Source organism: Shewanella algidipiscicola (genome assembly GCF_900380485.1).
Lineage (GTDB): Bacteria > Pseudomonadota > Gammaproteobacteria > Enterobacterales > Shewanellaceae > Shewanella > Shewanella algidipiscicola.
Genome location: NZ_OXJV01000001.1, coordinates 454,845 through 480,493, shown reverse-complemented (window position 1 = coordinate 480,493; position 25,649 = coordinate 454,845). Strand labels below are relative to the sequence as shown.

The following is a 25,649-nucleotide window of genomic DNA, read 5'->3' as shown; positions in this document are numbered from 1 at the left end:
ATGAAGCACAATATTATTGTAAAAAACTATTTATCTTCCTTGGTGTCATTAATTGATGAGTTAAGTGAATCAGATTTGACAAAGTTAGAGTCTGGTGAATTCGAGATTTCTTTAAGATTAGTGAAAAAAGCTAGCCAGAAGCCAGAAGTAGTTAGTAAAAAAGAGTCTGTGTTAGTTGATTATGATCTACTTATTAAAGAGCTAGATAGTGTCAAAAGCAGAGAGGCAGGACTTGAAGTTATAGAAAAACATTTAAAACTAAAAAATGACCTGATTTCATTCGCAAAATACATTGATGTTGCTTTCTTAAAAAGTGAGAAAGTATCGAAGATTAGAGAAACCATTGTGGATGCAACTGTTGGCGCTAAATTAAGGTCAAGTGCAATTCAAGGAAAAGAAATATAACAAACCGTTTAGGAGTGATTCGCAACGCGTGGCATTTTTACTATGTGTTGCGTTTAGTGTTTAAGGTGATTTGCTATAGCATCGGTATTGCGTTGCTCACTCCTTAACAGTGCGTAAAATGCTTAGGAGAAAAAATAATCTGAACGAATATATACAGAGAATTAAAGTTCTAACACGGAAATGTCGAAAAAGTTGGTGTATCCATACACTGCACCTGCTGCCAAGCTATTCAAAATAATGAAGCATTGGTCTTCAGCAGGCAAAATTCAATTCCAAAAGGCCTTGGCCTACCAACCCCACATCAAATACTTCATGTACCCAAACACGGTCAAATCGAAGAGAGCAATAATCCAGTGTAGATGCGGCTGCGGACGTTGATGGCAGGGATGCCATCGTCGAGCCTCCACGGACGGATTTACGGCGTGGAGCAGAAGTATCTGCACATTCCCCGCCGGACAGGCGATTGATAACCATGAAGGTGCGACCTTCAATCACCCCAATAAATGCCAATGCGGCCAAACGCTACCACCAACAATATTACCCAATTTGTTATTCGACAAATCCCCTCCCCCTCTGGTTTAACAACTCACTTTTAGTGTAAAATCTCCCCTTTCGTCAATCATCAAGTCAGACTCAGCCAACATAGAGCCAGATAATGCCAAACGCCCTGTTTTACCTGATGCCGCAAACACTTCCTAAAGCTGGGCAACCTGCTGCCGCAGCAGCTACGGTGACATCGGCGCTCGATGATGTTTACCGTTTGGCGTGTCAACTTGCGCAGCAAGCGTTTGCTCGCCAGCAATTGGTGTATATTCATTGCAACGACCAACAGCAAGCCTATGCCATTGACGAAATTTTATGGCAATTTGAGCCAACAGCATTCGTGCCCCACAACCTAAAAGGGGAAGGGCCAACAGGCGGCGCGCCAGTGGAAATTGGCTTTGATAAGCTCGGCCCTAATAAAAATCGTCATCTTCTGATAAATCTTGCAGACCAAGCGCCGCAATTTGCGGTAAACTTTGGCCAGATTATCGACTTCGTTGCTAACGATGCAGCCATGAAAGCGACCGCCCGCGATCGTTATCGTCAGTATCGCCAGTTAGGGATCCCCCTAACGACCCAACAACCAATTAATTAGTTTGAGAAGCACACGCTCCTATGGAAAAGACATACAACCCGCAGTCAATCGAACAAAGCCTCTACCAGAACTGGGAAGAGAAAGGTTACTTTAAGCCGCACGGCGATGAGTCAAAAGGCAACTATTGCATCATGATCCCGCCACCAAACGTGACGGGCAGTCTGCATATGGGCCATGCCTTCCAAGATACCATCATGGATACGTTAACCCGTTACCAGCGCATGAAGGGCAAAAACACCCTTTGGCAGGTGGGTACCGACCATGCCGGTATTGCCACCCAGATGCTGGTTGAGCGCAAAGTGGAAGCCGAAGAGGGTAAGAGCCGTCATGATTTAGGTCGCGATGCCTTTATCGAGCGTATCTGGGATTGGAAAAACCAATCGGGCGGCACCATCACTAAACAGCTACGTCGTCTTGGCGCATCGGTTGATTGGGATCGTGAGCGTTTCACCATGGACGAGGGGATGTCTGAAGCGGTACAAGAGGTGTTTGTTCGTCTGTATGAAGATGAGCTCATCTACCGTGGTAAGCGTCTGGTTAACTGGGATCCAAAGCTGCACACCGCGATCTCAGATCTCGAAGTTGAGAACAAAGAGAAGCAAGGTAGCATGTGGCATTTCCGCTACCCGCTTGCCGATGGCGCACTGACCGCCGACGGTAAAGACTACCTTGAAGTCGCCACTACGCGCCCTGAAACCATGTTAGGTGACAGTGCCGTTGCTGTGCACCCTGATGATGAGCGTTATCAATCACTGATTGGCAAGTTTATCCTGCTGCCTATCGTTAACCGCCGTATTCCGATCATTGCCGACGATTACGTCGACATGGAATTTGGTACCGGTTGTGTAAAAATCACCCCAGCCCATGACTTTAACGACTACGAAGTCGGTAAGCGTCACAACCTACCCATGTTCAACATCTTAACCATGGACGCGGCCATCCGCTCAACGGCCGAAGTGGTTAACAGCGACGGCACCGCCAACAACGAGTTAGACAACGCTCTGCCAGAGCGTTATGCCGGCCTTGACCGTTTTAAAGCCCGTAGCGCCATTGTTGAAGAGTTTGAAACCTTAGGCTTGCTGGGCAAAATTGACCCACACGGATTAAAAGTGCCTTATGGCGATCGCTCTGGTGTGGTGATTGAGCCACTACTGACAGACCAATGGTATGTGGCCGTAGCGCCAATGGCGAAAACCGCCATGGAAGCGGTTGAAAACGGTGATATCAAGTTTGTACCACAGCAGTATGAGAACATGTACAACTCTTGGATGCGTGACATTCAAGATTGGTGTATCTCGCGCCAGCTATGGTGGGGACACCGTATTCCTGCTTGGTATGACGAAGCGGGTAAAGTGTACGTTGGCCGCGATGAAAGCGAAGTACGTGCTAAGCACGGCTTAGCCGATACCGTAGTGCTACGCCAAGACCCTGATGTACTGGACACTTGGTTCAGCTCAGCCTTATGGACCTTCTCAACCTTAGGCTGGCCAGAAGATACTAAGGCGCTTAAAACCTTCCACCCAACCGACGTGTTGGTGACAGGTTTTGACATCATCTTCTTCTGGGTGGCGCGCATGATCATGATGACCATGCACTTCATTAAAGATGAAAATGGCAAACCACAAGTGCCGTTTAAGACGGTCTATGTGACTGGCCTTATCCGCGATGAAGCGGGTAACAAGATGTCTAAGTCTAAGGGTAACGTGCTCGATCCTCTGGATATGATTGACGGTATCGACCTTGAAGCCTTAGTCGAAAAACGCACTGGCAACATGATGCAGCCTCAGTTGGCGGCGAAAATCGAAAAGAGCACCCGCAAAGAGTTCAGCGACGGCATCGAAGCCCACGGCACAGATGCACTGCGTTTCACCTTGGCATCAATGGCCTCCACTGGCCGCGATATCAACTGGGACATGAAGCGTCTCGACGGTTACCGCAGCTTCTGTAACAAGATCTGGAACGCATCACGCTACGTGTTAATGAACACCGAAGCACAAGCCGATGATGCTGCAGATGATGCAGTAGGCGAACCATTAGATTGTGGCCAACATGGCGGCGAAATGGAGCTGTCGTTAGCCGATCGCTGGATTATCGGTCTGTTTAACCAAACCGTGAAAACCTTTGATGAGCACATGGAAAGCTACCGCTTCGACCTAGCGGCCAACACCATCTATGAGTTCACTTGGAACCAGTTCTGTGACTGGTACTTAGAGCTCACTAAGCCTGTGATGCAAAGCGGCACTGACGCCCAGCTTCGTGGTACTCGCCACACCTTGGTGACCATCCTTGAAGCGATGCAGCGCCTGATGCACCCAATGATGCCATACCTCACTGAGACGATTTGGCAGCGCGTTAAACCGCTGGCAGGCGTTGAAGGCGACACCTTGATGCTCGCGCCGTTCCCTGAGTATCAGGCGGACAAAGTCGATGCAGTTGCGATGGAAGACCTTGAGTGGGTGAAGCAAGTGATCACTGCGGTGCGTAACATCCGCGCTGAGCTAAACATCGCCCCAAGCAAGCCGCTTAATGCACTGCTGCGTGGCGTGAGCGAGCGCGACAAGGCCCGTATTGAGACTAACCAAGCCTTCTTTAAGACCTTGGCTAAACTTGAAAGCATGACCATTCTTGGCGACGACGACACCGCGCCTATGTCGACCACGCAGTTGATTGGTGACATGGAGCTACTGATCCCGATGGCGGGTCTTATCGATGTGGCGGCAGAGATGGCGCGTATCGACAAGCAGCTTGAGAAACTAGCCGGCGAGTTTAAGCGTATCGAAGGTAAGCTATCTAACCCAGGTTTCGTGGCGAAAGCCCCTGCTGCCGTGATTGAAAAAGAGCGCGCTAAGCAGGCAGAATACCAACGTGATATGGACAAGCTCACCGAGCAAAAAGCAGAGCTTGCCAAGCTAGAAGCTTAACCCCGTTTGCGAGCTACAAGGTTTTAGGGCTGGAAGGTCTGAAGACTTGAAGACTTGAAGACATAGATAGCAATAACCGCTTAACAAGAAAGGCAGTCATAAGACTGCCTTTTTTATTGTCGACATTTTTATTGCTAACGCCTTTATGGCTTAAGTCTAAAGCTATGGCGTTAGAGGTTGAGCCAAAAAGGCTCACACCTTGTAATAAGCAATCTCTTGCGCCGTCGACTCGGCCAGCTTTGCCAACTCTTGGGTCGCGGCATTGCTTTGTTCGGCGCCTGCGGCGGTCTGCTCTGCAATATCACTGATGCTGGTGATATTAATATTAATCTCTTCGGTTACCGCACTCTGCTCTTCTGATGCGGTAGCGATTTGCGCATTTAAGCCATTGATCTGCTCAATACTTTGCATGATCTGCTGCAGCGCATTACCCACCAGCTGCGATTTATCGACACTTAATTTAACCTGCTCGGTGCCGCGTTCCATCATCACCATAGAGTCTTTAGCCCCCTGCTGCAGACGCTGGATCATCTTTTGGATCTCCTCGGTTGAATCCTGTGTCCGTTTAGCCAGCGAGCGCACCTCATCGGCCACCACGGCAAAGCCACGCCCCTGCTCACCCGCTCGCGCCGCCTCAATCGCCGCATTGAGTGCCAGTAAATTAGTTTGCTCAGAAATGGCTTGGATCACTTCGATAACGCTGCCTATCTCGTTTGAATGTTGTGATAGCAGGGTCATCGCCTTGCTGGCATCTTCAAGCTCGGTGGCCAAGGTTTGGATCACCGCCATGCTCTCATTAACCACAGTTTGACCATGGTGAGCCGCCTCATTGGCGGCTTCGGATGCATGGGCAGCCGAGGCTGCACTGCTAGCCACTTCACGCACTGTCGCGGTAAATTCATGTATCGCGGTGGCAACCTGCTGGGTTTGTTGCTGCTGTTCAACCACACTACGCTGGGCTTGAGTCACCACCACAGAGTTTTCTTCTGCAGCGCTGGCCAGTTGCGCTGTCGACCCATGGGCATTTTGTACCACCTGCTGAAATCTAGCGGTTATCCGATTGACATAATTGGCTATATGGGCAAACTCATCATCGCCCCCTAATGCGATACGCTGGGTTAAATCACCACTGGCAATATCATCGGCGGTCTGTTCAAGCTGCACAACCGACTGATTTACTCGGCGAATAATCAGCGTGGCACTGAATACGATCACTAACATACTGATACTGGAAAAAAGCACCACTAACAGAATATACAGTGCCATATTGTCTTGAAATGTTTCATAGCTGAGCTTGCCTTCATTAATTTGCAGGTTTAAAAAAGCCTGCGCTTGGCGGGTGATCTCGCTCAACATGGGGTTAATTTGGGTGAGTAATATATGATTCGATTGCGTATAGTCGCCTTGACTGAGCGCGGCGATGGCGGGGTTAAAGCCTGCTCTGGTCACTTTATCCAACGAGGTGGCCAGCTGCTGTACTAACTCATGCTCTTTTGGAGCTAAATCTGAGGCTAAAATTTCATTATCGACCACATCCGCAAGCAGTGTCAGCATCGCTTGGCTATCTTCAACATGCTGACTCGCTGGATGATTGTGCATGGTAGCAAATTCACTCGAAGGATCATGCTGAAACCCTAGCAATAAGGCACTGCGCGCCCCTTCTAAGGCATTTAAAATTTTACCGGCGCGAATGCTGTGCTGCATGCCTTGGCTGTATAAGTCGCTGATGGAGTCGCCCGCATCTTGCATACCGGTTATCCCCTTATAACCCAATAGAGAAAAAGAGAGGATGACTAAAAACACATTAAGCTTTAATTGAAAGCGAACCAATTTAAAACGTTCGAAAAAGCCATGAGCTTGAGATGGCGTAGCCTGTGTAGTGGCTTGCAACGATTCATTTTTTAACCTAGACATACCTATTTTCCTCGACTCACCCATATTCAAAAATGACAGATAGCTGATGATGTATGTACAGGCTTATCTGCATACCACACGCGGTATTTACTCCCTTGGAAGGAGAGCAATGCCATCAAGCCCCCCCCAATATTATTAACAATTATCATCATAAAAAACAATGTTTTATACCTACAAAGAAATACTAATGACGGATAAAAACCCTAAATATCACCGGCGCAGGTGGTATTATCCCGCCAACCACGCCGCCTACGCCCCCACCTACCACACCGGCTCCTGAGCCTAATCCTAATCCGGTACCAAACCCTGAACCAGAGCCCCTAATCCTAAACTAGCCCGCCCCTGAAGATAATCACTTTGGTTTTTAGGACGAAATTTAGGTAAAGTGTGCCACGACATCACAAGCCATTAGCGCAATATCAACATCGTTGCGTATAAAACAACAATAAAGAGTGCCCATCACATTACATAAACACATGCTTTACTGATGATAAAAAATGAGCCGGCAAACGTTAAGGTAATGCTTTGTTTTAATTGAGAAAATAACAATACCGCAGCCGTTCATTTTAACCATTAGTCAACAGCACGCCATTAATGGGACTGGGATAAGAATTAAGAAGGAAAGGTATGAGCGATTCCAACAATACTTATGCAGATAATGACCTGCGTGAAGTGAAACAGCTGGGTATGTGGGCCTCCATTGCCAGCTTAAGTTATATTTTTTGGATTGTCGGCGGCATGGAGCTGGTAGAGCGTATCGCTTACTACGGCGTCAAAGCCAGTGCTGGCCTATATGCCAAAGCGCCGGTGTCTGAAGGCGGTTTGGGCATTAGCTTGCACGACTATGGCGTTATCATCTCTATTTGGGCCTTGATGCAAACCTTTATTCCTGTGTTTACCGGGGGCATTTCCGATCGCGTCGGTTATAAGGAAACGATTTTCGCCTCCACCCTAATCAAAATAGGCGGCTATTTAGTGATGGCCTTATTCCCCAATTTCTGGGGGTTCCTATTTGGTGCCATGTTATTAGCAGGTGGTACCGGCATCTTTAAGCCCGGCATTCAAGGCACCTTAGTGCTATCGACGGGGAGGCAAAACACCTCGATGGCGTGGGGGATTTTTTATCAGGTCGTCAACATCGGTGGTTTCTTAGGGCCCCTCGTTGCCGTGCATATGCGCCAGCTCTCTTGGGACAATGTGTTTTATGCTTGCGCCGCGATTATTTCGCTCAACTTTCTCTTTTTATTGGCCTATAAAGAGCCGGGGAAAGATGAGCGTTTAGCGCGTAACCTTCAGATAAAAAATGGTGAAGTGACGCAACAAGCCCTATGGAAAGACGCTTGGCATGAACTTAAAAAACCAGTAGTGATCTACTATATGTTGGTGTTTGCTGGTTTCTGGTTTCTGTTTAACTCGTTATTTGATGTGCTGCCTATCCACATTGCCGAGTGGGTCGATACTAGCGTGATTGTTACCAGTTTGTTTGGCCCTGAGGGCACCTCAAACGGAATATTGCAGTTCTGGCTCGGGCTCGATAACAGCGGCACCAAGGTGATGCCAGAAGGCATGCTTAACCTTAACGCGGGTATGATCATGACCAGTTGCTTCTTAGTCGCAGCACTGACCGCTAAATACCGTATCACCACCGCCATGTTAGGTGGCTGCTTATTGAGTATCTTAGCCTTTGTATTTATTGGTGCGACCAATGCGGCCTGGATGATTGTACTGGCCATCGCCATGTTTTCTTTCGGTGAGATGATGATTAGCCCGAAAAAGAACGAGTTTATGGGCAACATCGCCCCCGAAGGTAAAAAGGCCATGTATTTAGGCTTTGTGATGCTCCCCCAAGGGATAGGCTGGGGATTGGAAGGCTATTTTGGCCCTAAATTATATGAAATTTACGCCTCAAAAGAGATCTTCTCCAGAGAGCTATTAGCTGAGCGCGGCATGAGTGTGAGTGATGTGGCGGCGATCCCACAGGGTGAAGCCTTCACCACGTTGGTGAGCTATACCGGCGAGTCGGCGCAATCGCTCACCACCTTACTGTATAACACTCACAATATCGGTATGGCGTGGTATATCATCGCGGCAATCGGCACCATTTCGGCTGTGGGGATTTTCCTTTACGGTAAATGGCTACTTAAATTACAACAAAGTCAGTAATTTAAGTGTTTCACGCCTGATTATTTACAGGTTGTGATTGGCATAAAAAGGGGCCGTATTCGCCCCTTTTTACCTCCACAGCTCATCGATGTATTCTGACTGATGTCAGCACTCCTACTCACTAAGTATCCCAGCGGCTCTCTATATTCTTTGCCATGATACCAAGGGCCTGTTGATCTTTGCGGGTTGAATGTTGTTCGAGACAAAAACGTTTTAATTGAGGCGAGTGGATTGCAGCCTAGTCATCTAAGCAAAATTCACTTAACAAAGAGTAAAACGTTTTTAGCCGACCCCTTCGGGCAGCGTTTGTTGGGTATTTCTACTGCGTTCTCAGCTTTTTATGTAGAACAACTACACCACAAAGCTTCTGCCTTGTATAAATACCCAACCATTCACTGCAAAAACAACCTTAAAAGATCAACAGCCCCTAGGGTATAAAATTAAATCGCGGGCTGATATTTACGACTTTATCGGCAACTCCCCTTGGTGGTATTAGTACTTAAGTCGCCTGATTAATTGAAATACCAATGGGTGAGCACCTGCTCACTTAATCAATTGAATTGGCATAAACTACCGCACGCTAAATAATCACTCTCGACCATAGAAACCGGCTATAAAAACGAGCCATAAAAAAGGGGGACCGCGTAGGTCCCCAAAAACTGCGTTATCTCAGTGAGCTATTAGCAGGGATGAGCCCACTTAACGAGATTTATTGTTATGGCTATCTTGGGTACACATACCTGTTAGTGAGCGCCTCCCATATGAACCTTATCAATACCATAAGTCTTACCTTCAGCGTGACAAGTTGCACAAGACTCAACGGGAAGATTGGCCGTATTATCGGGTGAGCCATCCACTGTCGCACCATTACTCTTGAAGTGAGCCTTAGCCGCTTCTGAAGAGTGGGCATGACAGGTACGACATGCTTCAGCTGTTGGGCTAATAAACTCGGTAGCACCGGCATTAACAGCAATTGCGCGTTTACCTGAAGCTAACCCACCATCGGCGGCAAATAAACTAACACCATCTTTATGACAAGCAGTACATTCAGTGGCAACAGCAGGGTAACCAATAGTTTCCAAATCAGAGTTTAAGTGAATGGCGGGGAAGCCACGGTTGTCATCCCAAAGACCGCTATGGAATCTATGTGCTACAGCAAACAGGTCGCGAGTACTATATTTTAATCCCTCAACAGTCTTAAAGATTGGCTTACCATCGGCATCCACTTCATCACTCTTATATTCGACAATTGGGTGATATGAACCACCCCAAGTACTATTGTGACAACCTACACACTGGTCGAAGCGTTCATTACCGTAATGCTTAGCAATACCTAAAGATGTGTGACAAGCATTACATTTAGCTTCATCAGCAGTCACGCGCTCTGGTACGGCGAAACGAGAAGGTATTGCACCACTTCCGTCGGCATTAGCAAGGTTCCAGTAGGTGGGCTCCATAGTAATAGCGAGGTACTCTATCGCGGTAGAGGCATCTGCACATGGCGCTAACTTACCTTTTGCATCAGTACAGACAGAGAAACGAGGCGTAATGGCAATACTCTTTCCATCGAGATTGAATTCTCCTTGTTGAGTCACCACCAGCTTACCACCGGCTGCGACTACGCCATTAAGGAACACCGAACCACTAGTGTAATAAGTACCATCGGCATCAACCCAACCCGTCTTCATCTCATCATACTTGGTATAATTTGTGAATTCGAAGCCATCGGCAACAGGAGTACCATCGACAGTCACATCAAAGGTCACAACTATTTCATCAAGATCTGCCGTTGCACTTTCAGTATAAGCAACTGAACTCACTGCAATCTCAATAGAATCGGTTGCTATGGCTCTAACACCCACTTTATGGGCAACTGCTGGGCTGAGTCCACCAACATGGCAGGTCATACAGGCTGAATCATCTGCTTGTGGTAATTGATATTCAGAGTGGCCTTCACCGGTTTCAAAGTTAACGGTAACGTGACAGCCCACACACGCTTCACGGTAGACATTAGCATTCCACTGCTCACCGTTATCATGACATGCGGTACATTCGTTCAGCTCCGCAGGGAAGTGGATCTCGCCAAACTCATCTAACGCATCCCCTTTTAACACGCCCCAATCTGCAAGGTGGCCACCCGCGTGAATGGTGTGGATCATGGCATTGAAGTTAGGGTTATAACCTTTTTCAGGATCGTTTTGATCGGCGGCATAAGCAGGATTATGACACGCGACACAGTTTTCAACTTTTTGATAGTTGTGATGAGCACCAATATTGGCAATGCGCATATCGCTGTCACCATAGCCTTTCAGCTCACTGTGACACTGAATACACGCGGCATTAGATACCGCATCTTTGGTCGACACGGCTAACTCACCCGTGGCTGGAATGAAGTCCAGCGGAGCCGAGAGTAACTTATCTGAGATATCCTCACCGCTTGCGTCAGTCACATCATAGCTACGGATCATCACCCTAAACAGGCTATTAGGATCGCCTGCGGCAGAGACAACAGGAGCATTTCCATCGTGTGTCCAAGTACCGGTATAGCTACCTGGGTTGGCAGGATCTTCAACTAAGGTACACGCATCGACTTCTGCGCCGCCACGAGCCGTGGCTTTCCCCGTCAATGTACAGTACATACTCGAGCCAAACTCATTCACTAATGCATTATTTGACCACAACATGGGCGCGCCAACATCGGTAGTGTTGACCACTTCATTGGTGACATATAAGGCTATCTTGTCTAAGCCAGTAAAAGGTACCTCTTCTCCTTTTGCATTTTTGCCGGTCACATCGAATTTAAGGCTAAAAGCCTCTGTGCCCACAACGACGATATCGGCAGGTTGTAAGGTTAGCATGAAGTCTGCTGCTGAATTGACCGTCTTCACAACAGACCCAGCTGGAGTTCCTGGGGTTCCAGGTGTTCCCGGCGTACCAGGGGTGCCAGGTGCACCGTCTTGACCATCATCACCATCGCTACATGCACTCACACCAATGGCACACATGAGTGCCACGGCTAATAATGTTGTTTTATTTTTTTTCATCGCCATATCCCTTTCTAGGTATTTGCTGCTATTGCAGTTACCCAAATATAAGGGAGAGAAACCAAATTGTTAGTAAATTGTGCTCGAGTTGTGACTGCAATTTATAGATTCATGAATGGAAATTTCGAAATCTACAACGGTAAATTTCAATATGCAGAACTGATACTTCACTCAGGATGACTAGCAAGTAATTGCTTGAGTAATTGAATAATTAGCTCACGTTGCTCGATTGAGTAGCGCCGATATTCCAGCGCATTTTCGATAAGCAGGTATTGCGGTGACATGCTATCACCATGCAAACGTTGCACCTGTTCACTGGGTAGCGGTATCACTTTGATACCGGGTAAGGCGCTGCAGATCTGCGCCTCAGAGTAAGGTAAGAATGACAAAGACCCCATGGTCAGCAGGTGGCTATACCATTCATCTCGACAGCTGACTCTGTCGATACCATCGAGAGGGATCCCCGCTTGGCGGGCAAATACTTCTAATGGATCGATTTTGTCATTAAAGCCCTTGCCATTTAGGCACAGAAACGGATATTGGCAGATGAACTCTAAAGTAAGTTGTGAGCTTACCTCCCAAACAGCATGCCCCTCTTGAGCCGCAACACACAGGCGTGATAACCCCCCAACCGACTCAATACTGAGCGCATGCTCGCTATCGGCGGCAAAGGCGATGCCCATATCAAGCTCGCCATTATGGATTAAGTCAGCCGATTCACAGTCCCAAGCCACAAACTGTAATCGCCCCATTAACTGTTGATGCTCACTTTGTGAAAAAGCTAACGATAAGCTGGCTAAAATACTGGGGATCACCGCCACTTTGAGGCTATCTCGGCTTGGCTCACAACTTTGATCGGCCACCGATTGCTCTATTTTTAAGACCGCATCACAAAACTGACAGACAGGCTCGTATAAAAACTCCGCCATGGGAGTGGGCTTTAACCCCAGTTGACGCCGATAAAACAACTCATCATCAAAGGTTGCACGTAACATATTCAAACAACGGCTAATTTTAGGCGCTGATACATTAAGTTGTTTGGCAGCGACGTTGGCGTGTCCGGTTTGAAAGATCACCTTAAACACCATCAAGCAGAACACATCGAGCTCACTGATTTTTTTTAAGGTTTGACTGGTCATCGGCGCTATTGTCTAGGTGGGTCATCTCATGTTTATAGCACAACGATTCATCACCACACTAGCGGGGGATCACATCTTTCGCAACAAAACATTAACCTTTGTGATAATTGTGGTATCGATCTTTATCTTGCAAAGCAGCCATGTCACCTGTTGATAGCGCCCTACTATATTGTCGCCACCTCTTGCGGTGTTAACTCACGGTTCTGGCCTGGTTGCAAGCATTCATCTAACGCTAAGGTGCCAACCGATAAACGGTGCAGTGCTACGACGGGATTGCGAAAACGACCAAACATACGCTTAATTTGGTGATATCGCCCCTCATACAAGGTCACTAATGCTTGATGCCCCTGTGCAGCGTTCACTATGGTTAACTGAGCTGGCAAGGTGGTGATATCTTCAAATGCAAAATAAAACCCTTGGGCAAAGGCCTCTATATACTCCTGACTCAAGGGGTTTTTAAGGGTCACTAAATAGGTTTTAGCCACTTTATGGTCTGGCGCCATAATGCGTTTAGACCACTGGCCATCATTGGTCAGTAGCACTAGACCAGAGGTATTGAGATCGAGCCTGCCCACAATATGCAGATCGCTATTATCTGTGCCATCGAGCAAGTCGATGACCGTTTTGTGCTGCTCATCTTTGGTGGCGCACACCACCCCCACAGGCTTGTGCAACATGATGTAACGCGCGCGGCGCTGCTGCAGCACTTGGCCGTCAAAAACGATATGACTAAATTGGTCGACCCTTAAATCAATGTCACGTGCTAACTGGCCGTCAACCGTCACCCGTCCTTGGGCCAATATTAGCCGTATCTGCTTTTTCGGTATCTGCGTATGGCTGCTAATAAACCTGTCTAATCTTGCCCGTTTAGACTGCATTATGACTCACCAGCAAGACCAGTTACAGGTGTCACTTTATAGGCACAGCGACGCGCGCCCTCAATAATGTGCTCCTCTCTGCTGACTGTCGCTACCCCCTTAAATAACCATTGAAAAAGCTGTAACTCTGAGCGGCAAAAATTGACACAACTGCTGGCTGCGGCGCAAATAGGACAATGATTTTCCAGCAACCAAAAGTGATTATCCTCCTGCTCAACCGTGGCAACGTAGCCCTCGTCGGTTCTTAGTCTGGCAAGTGCATGCAGTTTATCGAGCACACTGGCATGATGCGCCAATGCACTTTGATAGAGCACTTTACTGGCTTCTTCTCTATGGCTGATCAATTGTTCTAGTCCACTATCACCAAAAACAACCTTAACCGACTCAATCAGTTGGAGAGTTAAATCATCATGTTTATCAGGGAATAAGGCGTCGCTTTTTTTGGTGAGAGACCAATAGCGTGTCGGCCGACCACGGCTGGCCTTGCGATCGTCAAAGGTCAGCATCCCGGTCTCTTCTAACCCTTGCAGATGCTGGCGCACCCCCATGGTGGTTAATGAAAACTGTTCAGCCAAGGCCTTGGCGGTGCACGGCCCAGTCACTTTAATATAATCGACTATTTTTTCACTGGTTTTCTTGGTCACTCTCGGCTCCTGGCTCAGACTGCTATCTGACTATTATCTGCGATCAATCATGTCTAGCCAACCAATAAGTAAACTTTTTTATTTACTTTATACTTTACAAAATTAAATAAAGCGATTACCTTATAAAATATTAAATAAACAAAAAGGTTTACAATATGAATCTCCTCATCGTCAGTGCCAGCCAAAGAACCCCATCTCAGAGCGCCAATGTCGCACGATATATCGCAGAGCATAGTCCTCAATTTCAGTCCATTAACCATGTTGAACTGTGTCAGTATCAGCTACCTTTTTGGGATGGTGACAGGGCGAGCCCTGCATTACTCGATAGCGACTGGCACAGCATTAACCAGCAGGTCATACAAGCCGATGCCTTAGTGCTTATCACGCCAGAATGGGGCGGCATGGCATCGCCCATATTAAAGAATTTTCTGCTGCTGTGTGATGGTCAAGACACCGCACACAAACCCGTGCTATTAGTGGCGGTATCGAGCGGTATTAGTGGTGCCTACCCGATTGCCGAGCTCAAAATGAATGCACTAAAGAACAACAAACTGGTGCCCATTCCCGATCACCTCATCATTAGAAACAGTGAAAATGTGCTGCAACAAGGTACGCAAGATGCGCGAGAACAACAACTGAGGGGGCGAGTCGATTACAGCCTGCACATGCTGCATCAATACGCTCTGGCATTAGCCACCATACGCCATAACCACCAGCATCAAGCTTACCCCAAACAGCAGGAATACAGCTACGGCATGTAGCCTCAAGTCATATACACAAGGAGTTGACAATGATCCATTTAGAGCATGTGAATTTAGTCGTTAAAGATATCAACACCAGCCTAGCCTTCTATCAGGCGGCATTGCCTCACTGGACTATCCGCGGTGGTGGCGAAGCAACTTGGTATGGCAAGCCGCGCCACTGGATCCACTTTGGCGATGACTACCAATACTTGGCCTTTAATGATGATGGTGAAGCAGAAAATCGCGATTTGACGGGTCATCAAGTGGGGCTCGCCCATTTTGCTTTTGTCACTCATGATCTTGATGGCATCATCGACCGCTTAAGCCACGCAGGGTTTGCTGTCGATAAAGAAGGCGTGAGCAATCCACACCGCCGCAATGTCTATTTTATTGACCCTGACGGATTTGAAGTGGAGTTTGTCCAATATGTAAGTGATAACCCAAGTGAGCGCAATCATTACGAGAACGCCAGTTAGGCATCATTGTCGCGCCGATGATTTAAGCCATTATTCCTGATAAGCCCCGCATCTTAGTTAAGCAGTTAAAACAGGCGATTTAGCTGCTTAACCCAACCACACCAGCAGGGTAAACAGCACCAAATAGAAGAAAAAGCCACTCAGATAGACCATGTAAAAGTCATTTTTAGCGAGGCGTTTTTGATGATGAAACATCGCAGGCCAATAGAGCGGTTTCTGGATACGCCCAAATGAGACTATCGCAAGCACTACCGCGCCTGAGGTATAGAGCACAAAGGAGAGCAATAACTCCCAAAAAAACCAGATAACGAGTTCGGTAACAAAGCCTGCAGCCATCAGAGCCTCCCTTCAGTACATTTTTGCTTTTCTAAGGTACGACCAATTTAAAGTATTTCTGCCAAGTACTACGCCTAATGGCCTGCCATTTTAAATAAAAACAGCACAAACACAGCAGCTAAAACACTACCTATGATAACCATTGTCGTCAGCGTTTTTGAGCGCCTCATCGATTGAAACAGCGCAAAGTAGGTCTCCATTTCAAGTATGTCCATCAAGCAGAATTTTCCGTGAACAACAGATTTGCTTGTGATTGTCTCTGGCTTATCAGCTTGATTAACAGTCATCGACTTTCCTTAGCGAGTTGGGTTGATCGGATGAATTGACGAGTGAATAGCCAACACTCTAACCAGCCAAACCGTATAAATCCCGTTAATAATTGTTAACACTAAGCCTACCCTCTCATAACTTAAAGGCGAGTTTGAGGAATAAGTTAAGCCTTGATGGCTACCGCGATAACTTAGATGAGAAGGCTAAGGTTTAAGCTTTCATGTAGAAATGAATTTCAAACTGAATATCATCAGTTAGCGGCACGATACTGTGCCAATATTTAGGGTGGGATATCGCCGTTTCATTGGCTTTTAATCTCACCTCTCGTTCAGCCTCCCCCTGCTTGTTCTTATACCCATAAAACATCAATTCACCACTTATCACATGGATCTGCTCGTAAACACCGCTACGGGTAAAGTGACGCTGGGCATAGATTGCTGGAATATTATCTTTACCGAACACTGCTGTTGTTTTGCACTTTACATAACCCTTTGGTACGCACGACATAAACAACCGCCTTATATTAAAGTTTGTTGATAAATCAGATCTAAAGCTAGTACATCGTTGCACAAATTTCTATTGTCATTACACTAGGGGAAATCGTTTTAAGTGACTTTAGATTCTCTATGAGTGACCCATTTCACTACACCACCCAATTTACCCTTGATAAAGCCTATTATGCAGAATGCTTTGACCAATCAGTGACGCAAGATACATCGATAAAAACCTATTACAAAGCCATCGGTTTTATTGTCATTGGCACGGCGCTACTGCTTACTGGTAGCAATAGCTATGCGTCATGGTTTATTGTCGGCCTTGGGGTACTAGAAGCACTTAGCGTTAAATTTAAACGTTCATGGTGGCTGATGAGACAGATGTGGAGCAAAGCCGCTGGTAATGAAACCACCCTGACCATAGATGAGCGTGGCATTAGCACTCACTCTTACTGTGTCGACTCGCTTATTGCTTGGGATGAGATGTATCGCATTAACGAAACCGATAAAGGCTTCCTCATCACCTTAGCCAAAGGCACCAGCTACGTATCAAAAAGCCATTTAAGCACACAGGCCTGCGATTTTATCAGGGCTAAGATATAAGACTTATTAGCCACATAAAGGCTAACAAAGCCAACTCCCTACCTGAGTACAAATCCAATAAACGGATGATGACTAAGCCCTAAATGCGTAGTGACATCTGCATAAGGGAATAGACATTCACTTAGGCAGGTTAACTTATTACGATAAAAACAGTATTCATTAATCTCGGCAAACAGAGCGTTGTCGATCACTTTTGGAGTCACAATGAACCATAAAAAACATGCGTTAACTGCGCTTGTTGCTGGCTCGGCGCTACTATTGTCAGCCTGCCAAACCACCAATCCTTACACTAATGAATCACAAAATGCCAAAGCCACTAATGGGGCGATTATTGGCGCAATTGCTGGCGCTGCTATTGGCGTGGCCTCCTCAAGCAAGAGCGATCGCGGTAAAGGTGCCTTGATTGGCGCTGCATCGGGCGCGGCAGTCGGTGGTGGGGTGGGTTATTATATGGATGTACAAGAAGCCGAGCTGCGTAAACAACTGCAATCGACGGGGGTAAGTGTAACTCGTAGTGGCAATAATATTATTTTGAATATGCCTAACGAAGTGACCTTTGGTGTTGACCAGAGTCAACTCAGCGCTCGCGCTAAGCAGGTGCTCAACAGCGTCGCGTTAGTGGCTAAAGAATATGATGAAACCAGACTGAATATTGTTGGCTATACCGATAGCACTGGTAGTGAGTCCTATAATTTACGACTATCACAAGTTCGTGCCAGTGAAGTGGCCAACTACTTGATGTCACAAAATGTCGCGCCTAGACGCATCGTCTCACAAGGCATGGGCGAATCACGTCCCATCGCGAGTAACAATACTCAGCAAGGTCGAGCACAAAATCGCCGCGTGGAAATAGTGCTAAGCCCAATCAATTAAGGCCATTGCCGCCTTAATCCCAGCTTAACGGCTCAGGCTGCCATTTTGCACCACTGTCGATTGCAAATCTTGGCAGCCTGAACATCACTACCTGATTACGTTTTTTTGATTTCACCTACAGGTAAGACTGAGCGACCATATTCGGCGTTGATCACCTGAGCCATGGCAAAATAGATGGCACTGGCGCCACAGATAATCCCCTCAAACCCAGCGATAGTGCCAATTAACTCACTGCCGGTAAAATCGCGTGCCGCCAGTAAAAAGAACAGTAGCGTCAAAGATCCAAACACAAACTGCTTTGCCCTTGGGTAGCGCAGCGATGCCACAAACATAAATGCAGTAAAGGTGCCCCACAATGCCAAATACCAGCCCATAAAGTGCGCTGGACTGGCTGCAATACCACCATTAGGCAAGATGATAAGTCCTACCAAGGTCAGCCAAAACAATCCATATGAGGTAAAGGCTGTGGTGCCAAAGGTATCTCCTCTGACAAAACACATAATCCCCACAATCACCTGTCCTAGCCCCCCATAAAACATCCCCATCGCGAGGATCATGGCATCAATTGGAAAATATCCGGCGTTATGGATATTGAGTAAAATGGTGGTCATGCCAAATCCCATTAAGCCTAATGGCGCAGGATTTGCGAAGGTGGTAGACATTAAATTCCCCTAATCAATTGCAATGCAGAAATACGCGCCCCTTATAGGTCGCGCAGCAAGCGGCGGATTCTAGAGCAGGTGCGGTGCGACAGCAATACACCGTCGCGTCTAAGTAACACAGGGGAAATAGTACTTAAATACAAATGCTTATACTGAAAATCATAGCCAGCGTATCATTGATAAAAAATATAACTTCATAAAATCATAAACATAGATATAACAGCGGCAATAACCTCGCCTAACCGTCAACATTACGCAAAAGCGCGATCCAGATCACAAACAACAGAATTACACCAAGCCTTTGCGTTCCATAAACCTGACAAGAGCAACAATTATTGTGTGCTAGCGCCCAATAACCAGCGCCATCTGCGCCAGATCACAAATTTAATCAGCAAAAGCTAAAAAAACAGTAGGGCTGATCTAGATCAGATTAAAATGGCGCGCAACATCTCACCATGCCCATCAATAGCGACTCTCAGCAATAAATTCAGTATTCATGATCTGATGATTCCGCGGTGATATCGAATGCCTTCTCATCCAGTAAGTCACGCCTGTGAAATCGCCAGCACATTCATCTAACTCTTGGATGTGTCCAACAGCGATATTGATAGAAGCGCAGCTTGATATTGTGGCAATGGCAGGAGAACCCATGATTCTCTTCACTTCGCCATAGTTTGCATTAATAAAGGGGGGGTTGTGAGCAGATAAAGTAATACTATAGCATTAACAACGTCATCGACCACGAATGTATCACTTTGTATCTCACCCATTGAAAAAACAGCTTAAAAACGGCTTCAATGTTAATCTGTAGCCTAGAAATTTAATTACTCAATAAATGTGCCACCTCATAGTCATAATGAACAAAATCATCACAGTGCTACTCACCGCTGCTCTATTATCATTTGCAACTTATGCCGATGAGGCCGTTAGCTGCGATGATGGCAGTGAATGTATTACCATTGGGCTTTGGGATATAGGTATTGCTGTCGGCTATGGCGTAAAATCTAACCCCATCACTCAGTTTGATGACATCCCCATTTATATCATCCCAAGCCTGGCTTACTACGGTGAACAGTGGTTTTTCGATAACGGTAATCTAGGCTATAGCCTGCTAGAGAGCGAAAATATCACTGTCAATATGACCACCAGTTTTAGCAGTGATAGCGCCTATTTCTCTCGCTGGGATCCCTCCAACATTTTTGTTGCTGGCGGCAGTCGCGTATCAACAGAACTGGCTAATTCGAGTTCATTTTGGGATGTGGATGATCTGTACGCATTAAACTTTAACGAACTTGAAGATAGAAAAGTTACCGTTCTGGGTGGCGTTGAAACCTTTTTCTATACGCGTGCAGGTATCTTTAATATCGCATTGGCCCACGACCTACTTGATGTCCACTCAGGTATGGAAGCCCAGCTAAAATGGATGTATCGCTTTGCATTTTCACAGTGGAAATTAGAGCTCGCCGCCAGTGCCAATTGGAAGAGCCAAGAGATCGTCAATTACTATTACGGTGTAAGAAGTAGCGAAAATTATTATTGGAATCAAGCCTATAATCCAGGTTCTGCAACCAATTTAAGCTTAACCTTGACGACCCAATACGCCATTAATCAACACTGGGAACTGTTATTCCTTGCTCACTATACCGACCTTGCCGATGAGATCGTTGCCAGCCCCTTAGTCAATAAGCACAGCAGCAATACCTTCTTTGTTGGCGCAGCCTACAGGTTTTAGGACAAGTGTATTCGTTTATTAACTCGCTTTTACCAGCCACTTTGCTCTGCATCTTCTGTGCAAATTCGGCCCTTGCTATCGACGGTGAAGCGACTGCGACCTTATCGGTGTCGCCGCAATTTTGCATTACCGCTAGTGAAGAGCAGAACTGTGATATCGAGTTGCTATTGAGTTGGCATACCACCATACCGCAAGTAGTATGTATTTTATCCAATTATCAAGCCTTACCTAAATGGTGTGCAGACTCAGCAGACATCAAAGCCCTGTCGCTAAAGGTCTCTACCCAAGAAGATATTCAATTTATATTGATCAATAAACTGACGCACCAAACCTTAGCCGGTGCGCAATTAAACATTACCCCAACAGCGGAGCCTCAAGCTCGTCGCCGTTTTCGTAACCCTTGGAGTCTATTTTAATGTCAGAAGCTCAAGCGACCCATAGAGTCCTGCTTGTCGAAGACGATATCCGTCTAGCAAACCTCATCGTGGATTACTTAAAGTCCCATGGAATGCATGTTGAAGTCGAACGTCGTGGTGATACCGTGCTCACTCGACTGCTTAATTACAAGCCCGATATTATCTTGCTCGATATCATGTTACCCGGCATGGACGGGCTCACCTTGTGCGAAAAGCTACCCGACTATTTTGCGGGCCCCATCTTACTGATGAGTGCGATGGGCTCCAATGAAGATCAAATCAAAGGTCTCGACCTTGGAGCCGATGATTATGTCGTCAAACCCGTCGACCCCGCATTATTAATTGCCAGAATCAATAATCTGCTGCGCCGCAAAGCGAAACCTATGCAGGCCGAATCACATTGTTTAACTTATGGGCGCCTCAGCATTGATCCCCACACACAAACCATCCGCCTAGGAGAGAAACAAGTCGACCTAACCAGCCATGAGTTTGAGTTATTATGGTTACTGGCCTCACAAGGAGGCCAAGTGCTGAGCCGTCAGTATATCTACCAATACCTACTCAATATTGACTTCGATGGTAAAGACAGAAAGATTGATGTTCGCATCTCACGTTTGCGTAAAAAGCTAGGTGACAATATTGATACCCCATTTAGAATTAAAACCGTGTGGGGCCAAGGCTACCTATTTGCCCCCGAGGCATGGAACAATTAAGCGAAATAACTTTTGAAACGACTGTTTATTAGCCTCTACTTGATACTCAGCATCAGCGTGCTGGGTATTGGCTGGACGCTGGACAGTATTTGGCAGAATAATGTCGAAGACAGCGGTGCCACTAACGCACCGCTGGTCGCGTTGGCGAAACTACTGGCCACTCACCCAAAAAATGAGCGAGCAAAACTGCTGGCCCAGATAGGCAACAACCGTCTCTATCCACTGCAATTATTAGATTCCAAACAAATCGCCTTAATTGATAGCGACCAACTCAGCACAGATAAAGTGTTGGTGACGGCCCAGAATGACCAGCATGAACTGCATTTTATCAAGTTAGATGAACAGCAGATATTAATGGCAGGCCCCATAGAGTTGGCCCCAAATGAGCAACTCAGAAGGTTATTTACGCTGTTATTTTATCTATCATTAGCCTTAGTGGTATTACTGTGGGTGTGGCCACTGTCGCGGGATCTACAAACATTAAGGCTGGCAACTAAAGCCTTTGGCCAGGCCAAGTGGGACACCCAAATCCAGCTACCTCCCCACTCAAAAGTCTTGCCATTAGCCCATACCTTTAATGAGATGGCTAAACATATTAGTGCACTAATAGAGAACCAACGCCACTTGTCCAATGCGGTATCCCATGAAATTAGAACGCCGCTAGCACGATTTAAATTCGCACTCGCCTTGATGCCTCAGTATTGTCACCCTGACACCGATATCGAGCGACGAGCAGCCTTTTTAGCCGAGATGCAGCAAGATGTCGAAGAGATGGAAAACCTGTTACAAGAATTGTTGACCTACGCCAGTTTGGAAACTAGGCGACATACGCAGCCTCAGACCCAGTGCGATCTCCCATTGGTTGTACGGCAAACGATTGAACGTTTACACCCCCTCAGCCCCATACCTATCCATTTTACTATCACGGGAGATGAGCGCCCAGTGAGCGCCGATCCTGCGCTTATCGATCGCGCCCTGCAAAACTTACTGGTTAATGCACAGCGGTTCGCCAAGCAGCAGATCAGGGTCGAACTCAGCTTTCTTAACAAAGGGGTCAGTATCTGTGTTACAGACGATGGCGAGGGGATTGCACCAGAAGAGCAGAGTAAAATATTTGAACCCTTTTACCGCAGCCAAGTCACAGCACAAGATAGCCAAGGACACGGTTTGGGGCTCGCCATCATCAAACGCATCATGCAGTGGCACCAAGGTGAAGTGACACTTACCAGCAAACCGGGCGAGACACAATTTACCCTCTTTTGGTAAGCCATTAAGCTTGCTCATCAAAATCTAAACGGGCAGTTTGTGCTAATCTCGCTTGCAATATTTCACTCTTTTTGGCTTTGTGTAACGCCAATAATCGCCGGCGTTTACGCTGTTTACACAGGCGGATCACATCATATTTTTGCGCATCTGAAAAATTGAGCCAATTGAAACGCTCATCTCGGTTACGTAAACAACCTTTACAGTAGCCTTTCGCATCCGTCTGGCACACGCCAATACAAGGGCTAGGTATCGCAAAAAACTCTAATTGTTCCACTTACCCTCCTTTTCGGTTGTGTGCTGTCACGGCCAGTGTGACTGAGTATCACCAGCGACAAGTGTTAATAAAACATAACCTATATGATTCAAACTGGCTAATATTAAGCCATGCAAGAATAAATTAAAGCTCGCGATACGCTGCGATGCTATCAAGGTTAATCGCTTGATTTTTACGCAGCTGTGTTAACCTTGAGCAATAGAAATATCCGCAAGGGAGAATAAGTAATGATATCGACACGACTGGCAAGCCTACTGTTTTGCAGCCTAGTGTTACTAGCCTGCAGCAGTAAACCAAATCAAGATTACGACACAGGTTATGATTTTAGTCAGCTACACACCTTTTCTGGCATCACCACTGCGAGCAATAGCGATCCCCTAAGCGCCCAACGAATTGCCGATGCGATTCAATCATCTCTGCTGACGCAAGGGTTTAAACAAGCCGATGACACGGCTCAATTTAAGGTCAATTACACCTTTAATATTACCGATAAGCCTAAAAAGTCGGGGCTATCTATTGGGCTGGGTACTGGCAGCTGGGGCAGTTCTGGAGGAGTGGGCATAGGTACAAGCGTGGGTGTGCCTATTGGTAATGACTCGGCTAAATTACAAACAATTCAGATTGATATAATTGATATTAAGACACAACAACTGATTTGGCGCGGAAGCGACAATTTTAGTTTTGATACCGGCGGGGAAGATAAAGCCCAGCTAACACAGCAAACTGTGGCTAAAATATTAGCCCAATTCCCGCCGCAAGAGTCATTAAAGTAACCCTGCGGCTTAAACACATGGGTCACCGCTAGTCGCTCACCAGCCCATTAACCGTATCGGCAACGTTTTGCGCTCCTTTGCGAATGTCGCTAATTAAAGACTGGGTTAATTGCAGCTGTTGATTACACTGAGATACCTTGGCTTGAATGGCTAACATCCCCGCTTCAGAGACCTTGGTTAACTCACTATTACGTTTGACTATCTGTTCGATATCATGCGTGGCTCGGGAGGTATTGGCCGCCAAGGTTCTGACCTCATCGGCCACAACTGCAAAACCACGGCCATACTCGCCGGCTCTGGCCGCTTCAATTGCAGCATTAAGTGCCAGTAAATTGGTCTGATCGGCAACCTTAGCTATAGTGCTCACGATATTGGTAATTTGTTGTGATTGCAGTGCTAATTGCTCCATTAAGGCCGCCGCTTCCGTCACCGATGCATCGATATCATTAGCTACTTCGGAGGCTGAATCGAGCATATTTGCGCCATTTTGAGCAATATCGACCGTCTCCACCGCGCTTTGACGAGCCAGTTGGGAGGCGTTTTGCACTGCTTGTTGGTGCTCAATACGCGGCGTCACATCGCTGGCAAATTTAACCACTCGCACCACATTACCCGCTTCGTCAACGATCGGATTATAGGTAGCTTCTAGCCACACGGTATTACCCTGCTTAGTAATACGTTCAAACAAGCCAGATTGAAACCGGCCTTTAGCCAACAGCGCCCAAAAATCGGGCTGTTCACGTAAAAAATTATCGGTACAAAAAAGCCGATGATGTAGGCCTTTTATCTCGTGATGAGAGTAACCTATGGTGTTACAGAAATTACTATTGGCATCGATCACTTCACCATCAGGGGTGAACTCGATAAACGCCAGGGATTTATTTAATGCATTAAAAATGGCTTCTTGACGATCGAGTTGTAGGCGGTCTTCGGTCACATCACTAGCGATTTTGACAACCTTACTTACTCGGCCTTGTTCGTCTTTGACCGGCACATAGGTGGCTTCAATCCAAATGATAGAACCATCTTTGCAAATGCGTTGAAAGGTACCTTGATTAAGTTTACCTTGTCCCAGTTCCCGCCAAAACTGTTTATAACTGCGATCAGCAACATACTGACTTTGACACATCATACTATGATGCCGTCCTTGGATCTCTTCAAGTGAGTAACCGATAACCGCTAAAAACTGCTTATTGGCAGTCAGCACCTCTCCATCGACAGAAAATTCAATGTAAGGCACGCTGCCACGGATCGCACTTAAAATGTGATTGTCAGTGCGCAACTCTGCATTATATTGCGCTTGTTGCTGCTGCAACGCCAACTTACCACGACCAAAACCAAACATACGGCTACACCTTAACTTCTGGGGGGCTTGCCCCTACATACAACCAAAAATACCCACATCAGTATCGACTCAAGATAACTAATCGCAGGCATATTCAACTTTTAGACTAAAACATTTTATCGCAACCGCGCAGGTGGCCACTAACAATATCACTACGACTTAAGACTGACGACATCATTCACAATTAACAGCACAGATACGCAGCGCACAGCAGAAAGGTTCAAATGACATGCAACTATTTTACTTGTTTTGAGCAATACTACTCAGATGAAAGCCGCACTAAACAAACCAAGGAGTTATGCCAACGCCTTGGTATATAACAGCACCACAATATTAATCATTAGCGCCTGTAACATTAGCCTCAAAGGCCAATACACAAAGCTGTCATAGTGAAGTATCTTGATGATCCGCTATCGAGTCATGCAAT

General features: G+C 46.5%; 23 protein-coding genes and 2 pseudogenes. 13 read left to right on the top strand and 12 right to left on the bottom strand.

From position 1 onward, the window contains the following. The 3 genes from DN599_RS02135 (at window position 1) to DN599_RS02120 (ending at window position 4,464) form a co-directional block, all read left to right on the top strand. Window positions 1-405, top strand: a complete 405-nt coding sequence (locus DN599_RS02135) for a hypothetical protein (protein WP_110456005.1) — start codon at window positions 1-3, stop codon at window positions 403-405. A 655-nt stretch (window positions 406-1,060) separates the two neighbouring features. Next, window positions 1,061-1,543 (top strand): DNA polymerase III subunit chi, encoded by a 483-nt coding sequence (locus tag DN599_RS02125; RefSeq protein ID WP_110456003.1) that lies wholly within the window; start codon window positions 1,061-1,063, stop codon window positions 1,541-1,543. A 20-nt stretch (window positions 1,544-1,563) separates the two neighbouring features. After that, a complete protein-coding gene (locus DN599_RS02120) occupies window positions 1,564-4,464 on the top strand; it encodes a valine--tRNA ligase (protein WP_110456002.1) in 2,901 nt (966 codons plus the stop codon). 192 nt (window positions 4,465-4,656) lie between these two features. Here DN599_RS02120 and DN599_RS02115 read toward each other — a convergent pair whose 3' ends face one another. Next, entirely contained in the window at window positions 4,657-6,378 is a 1,722-nt protein-coding gene (locus DN599_RS02115) for a methyl-accepting chemotaxis protein (protein ID WP_110456001.1), read from the bottom strand. A 627-nt stretch (window positions 6,379-7,005) separates the two neighbouring features. On the opposite strand from DN599_RS02115, the gene DN599_RS02110 reads away from it, so the two are divergent. Further along, window positions 7,006-8,541, top strand: coding sequence for an MFS transporter (locus DN599_RS02110; protein WP_110456000.1), 1,536 nt, complete (start codon window positions 7,006-7,008; stop codon window positions 8,539-8,541). A 743-nt stretch (window positions 8,542-9,284) separates the two neighbouring features. On the opposite strand, the gene DN599_RS02100 is transcribed toward DN599_RS02110, so the two are convergent. The 4 genes from DN599_RS02100 to DN599_RS02085 form a co-directional block, all read right to left on the bottom strand. Beyond that, window positions 9,285-11,585 (bottom strand): OmcA/MtrC family decaheme c-type cytochrome, encoded by a 2,301-nt coding sequence (locus DN599_RS02100; RefSeq protein WP_110455998.1) that lies wholly within the window; start codon window positions 11,583-11,585, stop codon window positions 9,285-9,287. A gap of 167 nt (window positions 11,586-11,752) precedes the next feature. Continuing rightward, window positions 11,753-12,724, bottom strand: coding sequence for a LysR family transcriptional regulator (locus tag DN599_RS02095; protein WP_110455997.1), 972 nt, complete (start codon window positions 12,722-12,724; stop codon window positions 11,753-11,755). 164 nt (window positions 12,725-12,888) lie between these two features. Continuing rightward, complete coding sequence (locus DN599_RS02090; RefSeq protein ID WP_110455996.1) at window positions 12,889-13,602, bottom strand: pseudouridine synthase; 714 nt, start codon at window positions 13,600-13,602, stop codon at window positions 12,889-12,891. Continuing rightward, window positions 13,602-14,246 (bottom strand): helix-turn-helix transcriptional regulator, encoded by a 645-nt coding sequence (locus DN599_RS02085; RefSeq protein ID WP_110455995.1) that lies wholly within the window; start codon window positions 14,244-14,246, stop codon window positions 13,602-13,604. The genes DN599_RS02090 and DN599_RS02085 overlap by 1 nt, the downstream gene beginning before the upstream one ends. Window positions 14,247-14,401: 155 nt before the next feature. On the opposite strand from DN599_RS02085, the gene DN599_RS02080 reads away from it, so the two are divergent. Both DN599_RS02080 and DN599_RS02075 read left to right on the top strand, forming a co-directional pair. Further along, window positions 14,402-15,007, top strand: coding sequence for an NAD(P)H-dependent oxidoreductase (locus tag DN599_RS02080; protein ID WP_110455994.1), 606 nt, complete (start codon window positions 14,402-14,404; stop codon window positions 15,005-15,007). A 29-nt stretch (window positions 15,008-15,036) separates the two neighbouring features. Then, window positions 15,037-15,465 carry a VOC family protein gene (locus DN599_RS02075; RefSeq protein ID WP_110455993.1) on the top strand — a complete coding sequence of 143 codons (429 nt, stop codon included), beginning with the start codon at window positions 15,037-15,039 and terminating at the stop codon, window positions 15,463-15,465. Between the two features lie 87 nt (window positions 15,466-15,552). Here DN599_RS02075 and DN599_RS02070 read toward each other — a convergent pair whose 3' ends face one another. From DN599_RS02070 to DN599_RS02060, 3 genes are all read right to left on the bottom strand, one after another. Further along, a complete protein-coding gene (locus DN599_RS02070; protein WP_110455992.1) occupies window positions 15,553-15,801 on the bottom strand; it encodes a hypothetical protein in 249 nt (82 codons plus the stop codon). Between the two features lie 74 nt (window positions 15,802-15,875). Further along, window positions 15,876-16,088: a hypothetical protein gene (locus tag DN599_RS02065; protein WP_110455991.1), complete on the bottom strand. Its 213-nt coding sequence runs from the start codon at window positions 16,086-16,088 to the stop codon at window positions 15,876-15,878. Window positions 16,089-16,281: 193 nt separating this feature from the next. Next, window positions 16,282-16,578, bottom strand: a complete 297-nt coding sequence (locus DN599_RS02060) for a TehB-like domain-containing protein (protein WP_110455990.1) — start codon at window positions 16,576-16,578, stop codon at window positions 16,282-16,284. 119 nt (window positions 16,579-16,697) lie between these two features. Here DN599_RS02060 and DN599_RS02055 point away from each other — a divergent pair, with 119 nt between their 5' ends. Together DN599_RS02055 and DN599_RS02050 are read left to right on the top strand one after the other, a co-directional pair. Then, the gene (locus DN599_RS02055; protein WP_110455989.1) at window positions 16,698-17,168 is read left to right on the top strand and encodes a YcxB family protein; all 471 of its coding nucleotides are present in this window, start codon (window positions 16,698-16,700) and stop codon (window positions 17,166-17,168) included. Between the two features lie 204 nt (window positions 17,169-17,372). Then, window positions 17,373-18,041: a YiaD family glycine zipper/OmpA-like lipoprotein gene (locus DN599_RS02050; protein WP_110455988.1), complete on the top strand. Its 669-nt coding sequence runs from the start codon at window positions 17,373-17,375 to the stop codon at window positions 18,039-18,041. Window positions 18,042-18,136: 95 nt separating this feature from the next. Here DN599_RS02050 and DN599_RS02045 read toward each other — a convergent pair whose 3' ends face one another. Next, the gene (locus tag DN599_RS02045; protein ID WP_110455987.1) at window positions 18,137-18,703 is read right to left on the bottom strand and encodes an acetate uptake transporter; all 567 of its coding nucleotides are present in this window, start codon (window positions 18,701-18,703) and stop codon (window positions 18,137-18,139) included. An 856-nt stretch (window positions 18,704-19,559) separates the two neighbouring features. On the opposite strand from DN599_RS02045, the gene DN599_RS02040 reads away from it, so the two are divergent. From DN599_RS02040 to DN599_RS02025, 4 genes are read left to right on the top strand one after another with little or no spacing between them, the layout of a single operon-like run. Further along, window positions 19,560-20,435 (top strand): MipA/OmpV family protein, encoded by an 876-nt coding sequence (locus DN599_RS02040; RefSeq protein WP_110455986.1) that lies wholly within the window; start codon window positions 19,560-19,562, stop codon window positions 20,433-20,435. Window positions 20,436-20,440: 5 nt separating this feature from the next. Beyond that, on the top strand, window positions 20,441-20,851 hold the full coding sequence (locus DN599_RS02035) for a DUF3019 domain-containing protein (RefSeq protein WP_239473204.1): 411 nt from the start codon (window positions 20,441-20,443) through the stop codon (window positions 20,849-20,851). Continuing rightward, window positions 20,851-21,564 carry a response regulator gene (locus DN599_RS02030; RefSeq protein WP_110455985.1) on the top strand — a complete coding sequence of 238 codons (714 nt, stop codon included), beginning with the start codon at window positions 20,851-20,853 and terminating at the stop codon, window positions 21,562-21,564. Before DN599_RS02035 ends, DN599_RS02030 begins: the two co-directional genes overlap by 1 nt. 12 nt (window positions 21,565-21,576) lie before the next feature. Next, window positions 21,577-22,830 carry an ATP-binding protein gene (locus tag DN599_RS02025; protein ID WP_110455984.1) on the top strand — a complete coding sequence of 418 codons (1,254 nt, stop codon included), beginning with the start codon at window positions 21,577-21,579 and terminating at the stop codon, window positions 22,828-22,830. Between the two features lie 4 nt (window positions 22,831-22,834). On the opposite strand, the gene DN599_RS02020 is transcribed toward DN599_RS02025, so the two are convergent. Next, window positions 22,835-23,104, bottom strand: a complete 270-nt coding sequence (locus DN599_RS02020; protein ID WP_110455983.1) for a DUF1289 domain-containing protein — start codon at window positions 23,102-23,104, stop codon at window positions 22,835-22,837. 227 nt (window positions 23,105-23,331) lie between these two features. On the opposite strand from DN599_RS02020, the gene DN599_RS02015 reads away from it, so the two are divergent. Then, the gene (locus DN599_RS02015; RefSeq protein ID WP_110455982.1) at window positions 23,332-23,877 is read left to right on the top strand and encodes a DUF4136 domain-containing protein; all 546 of its coding nucleotides are present in this window, start codon (window positions 23,332-23,334) and stop codon (window positions 23,875-23,877) included. A gap of 28 nt (window positions 23,878-23,905) precedes the next feature. Here the strand turns inward: DN599_RS02015 and DN599_RS19085 are convergent. Further along, a pseudogene (locus DN599_RS19085) lies at window positions 23,906-24,292 on the bottom strand (methyl-accepting chemotaxis protein); the annotation flags it as partial. Window positions 24,293-24,436: 144 nt separating this feature from the next. Next, window positions 24,437-25,222, bottom strand: a pseudogene (locus tag DN599_RS19080) (PAS domain-containing protein); the annotation flags it as partial. Window positions 25,223-25,649: the final 427 nt, after the last annotated feature.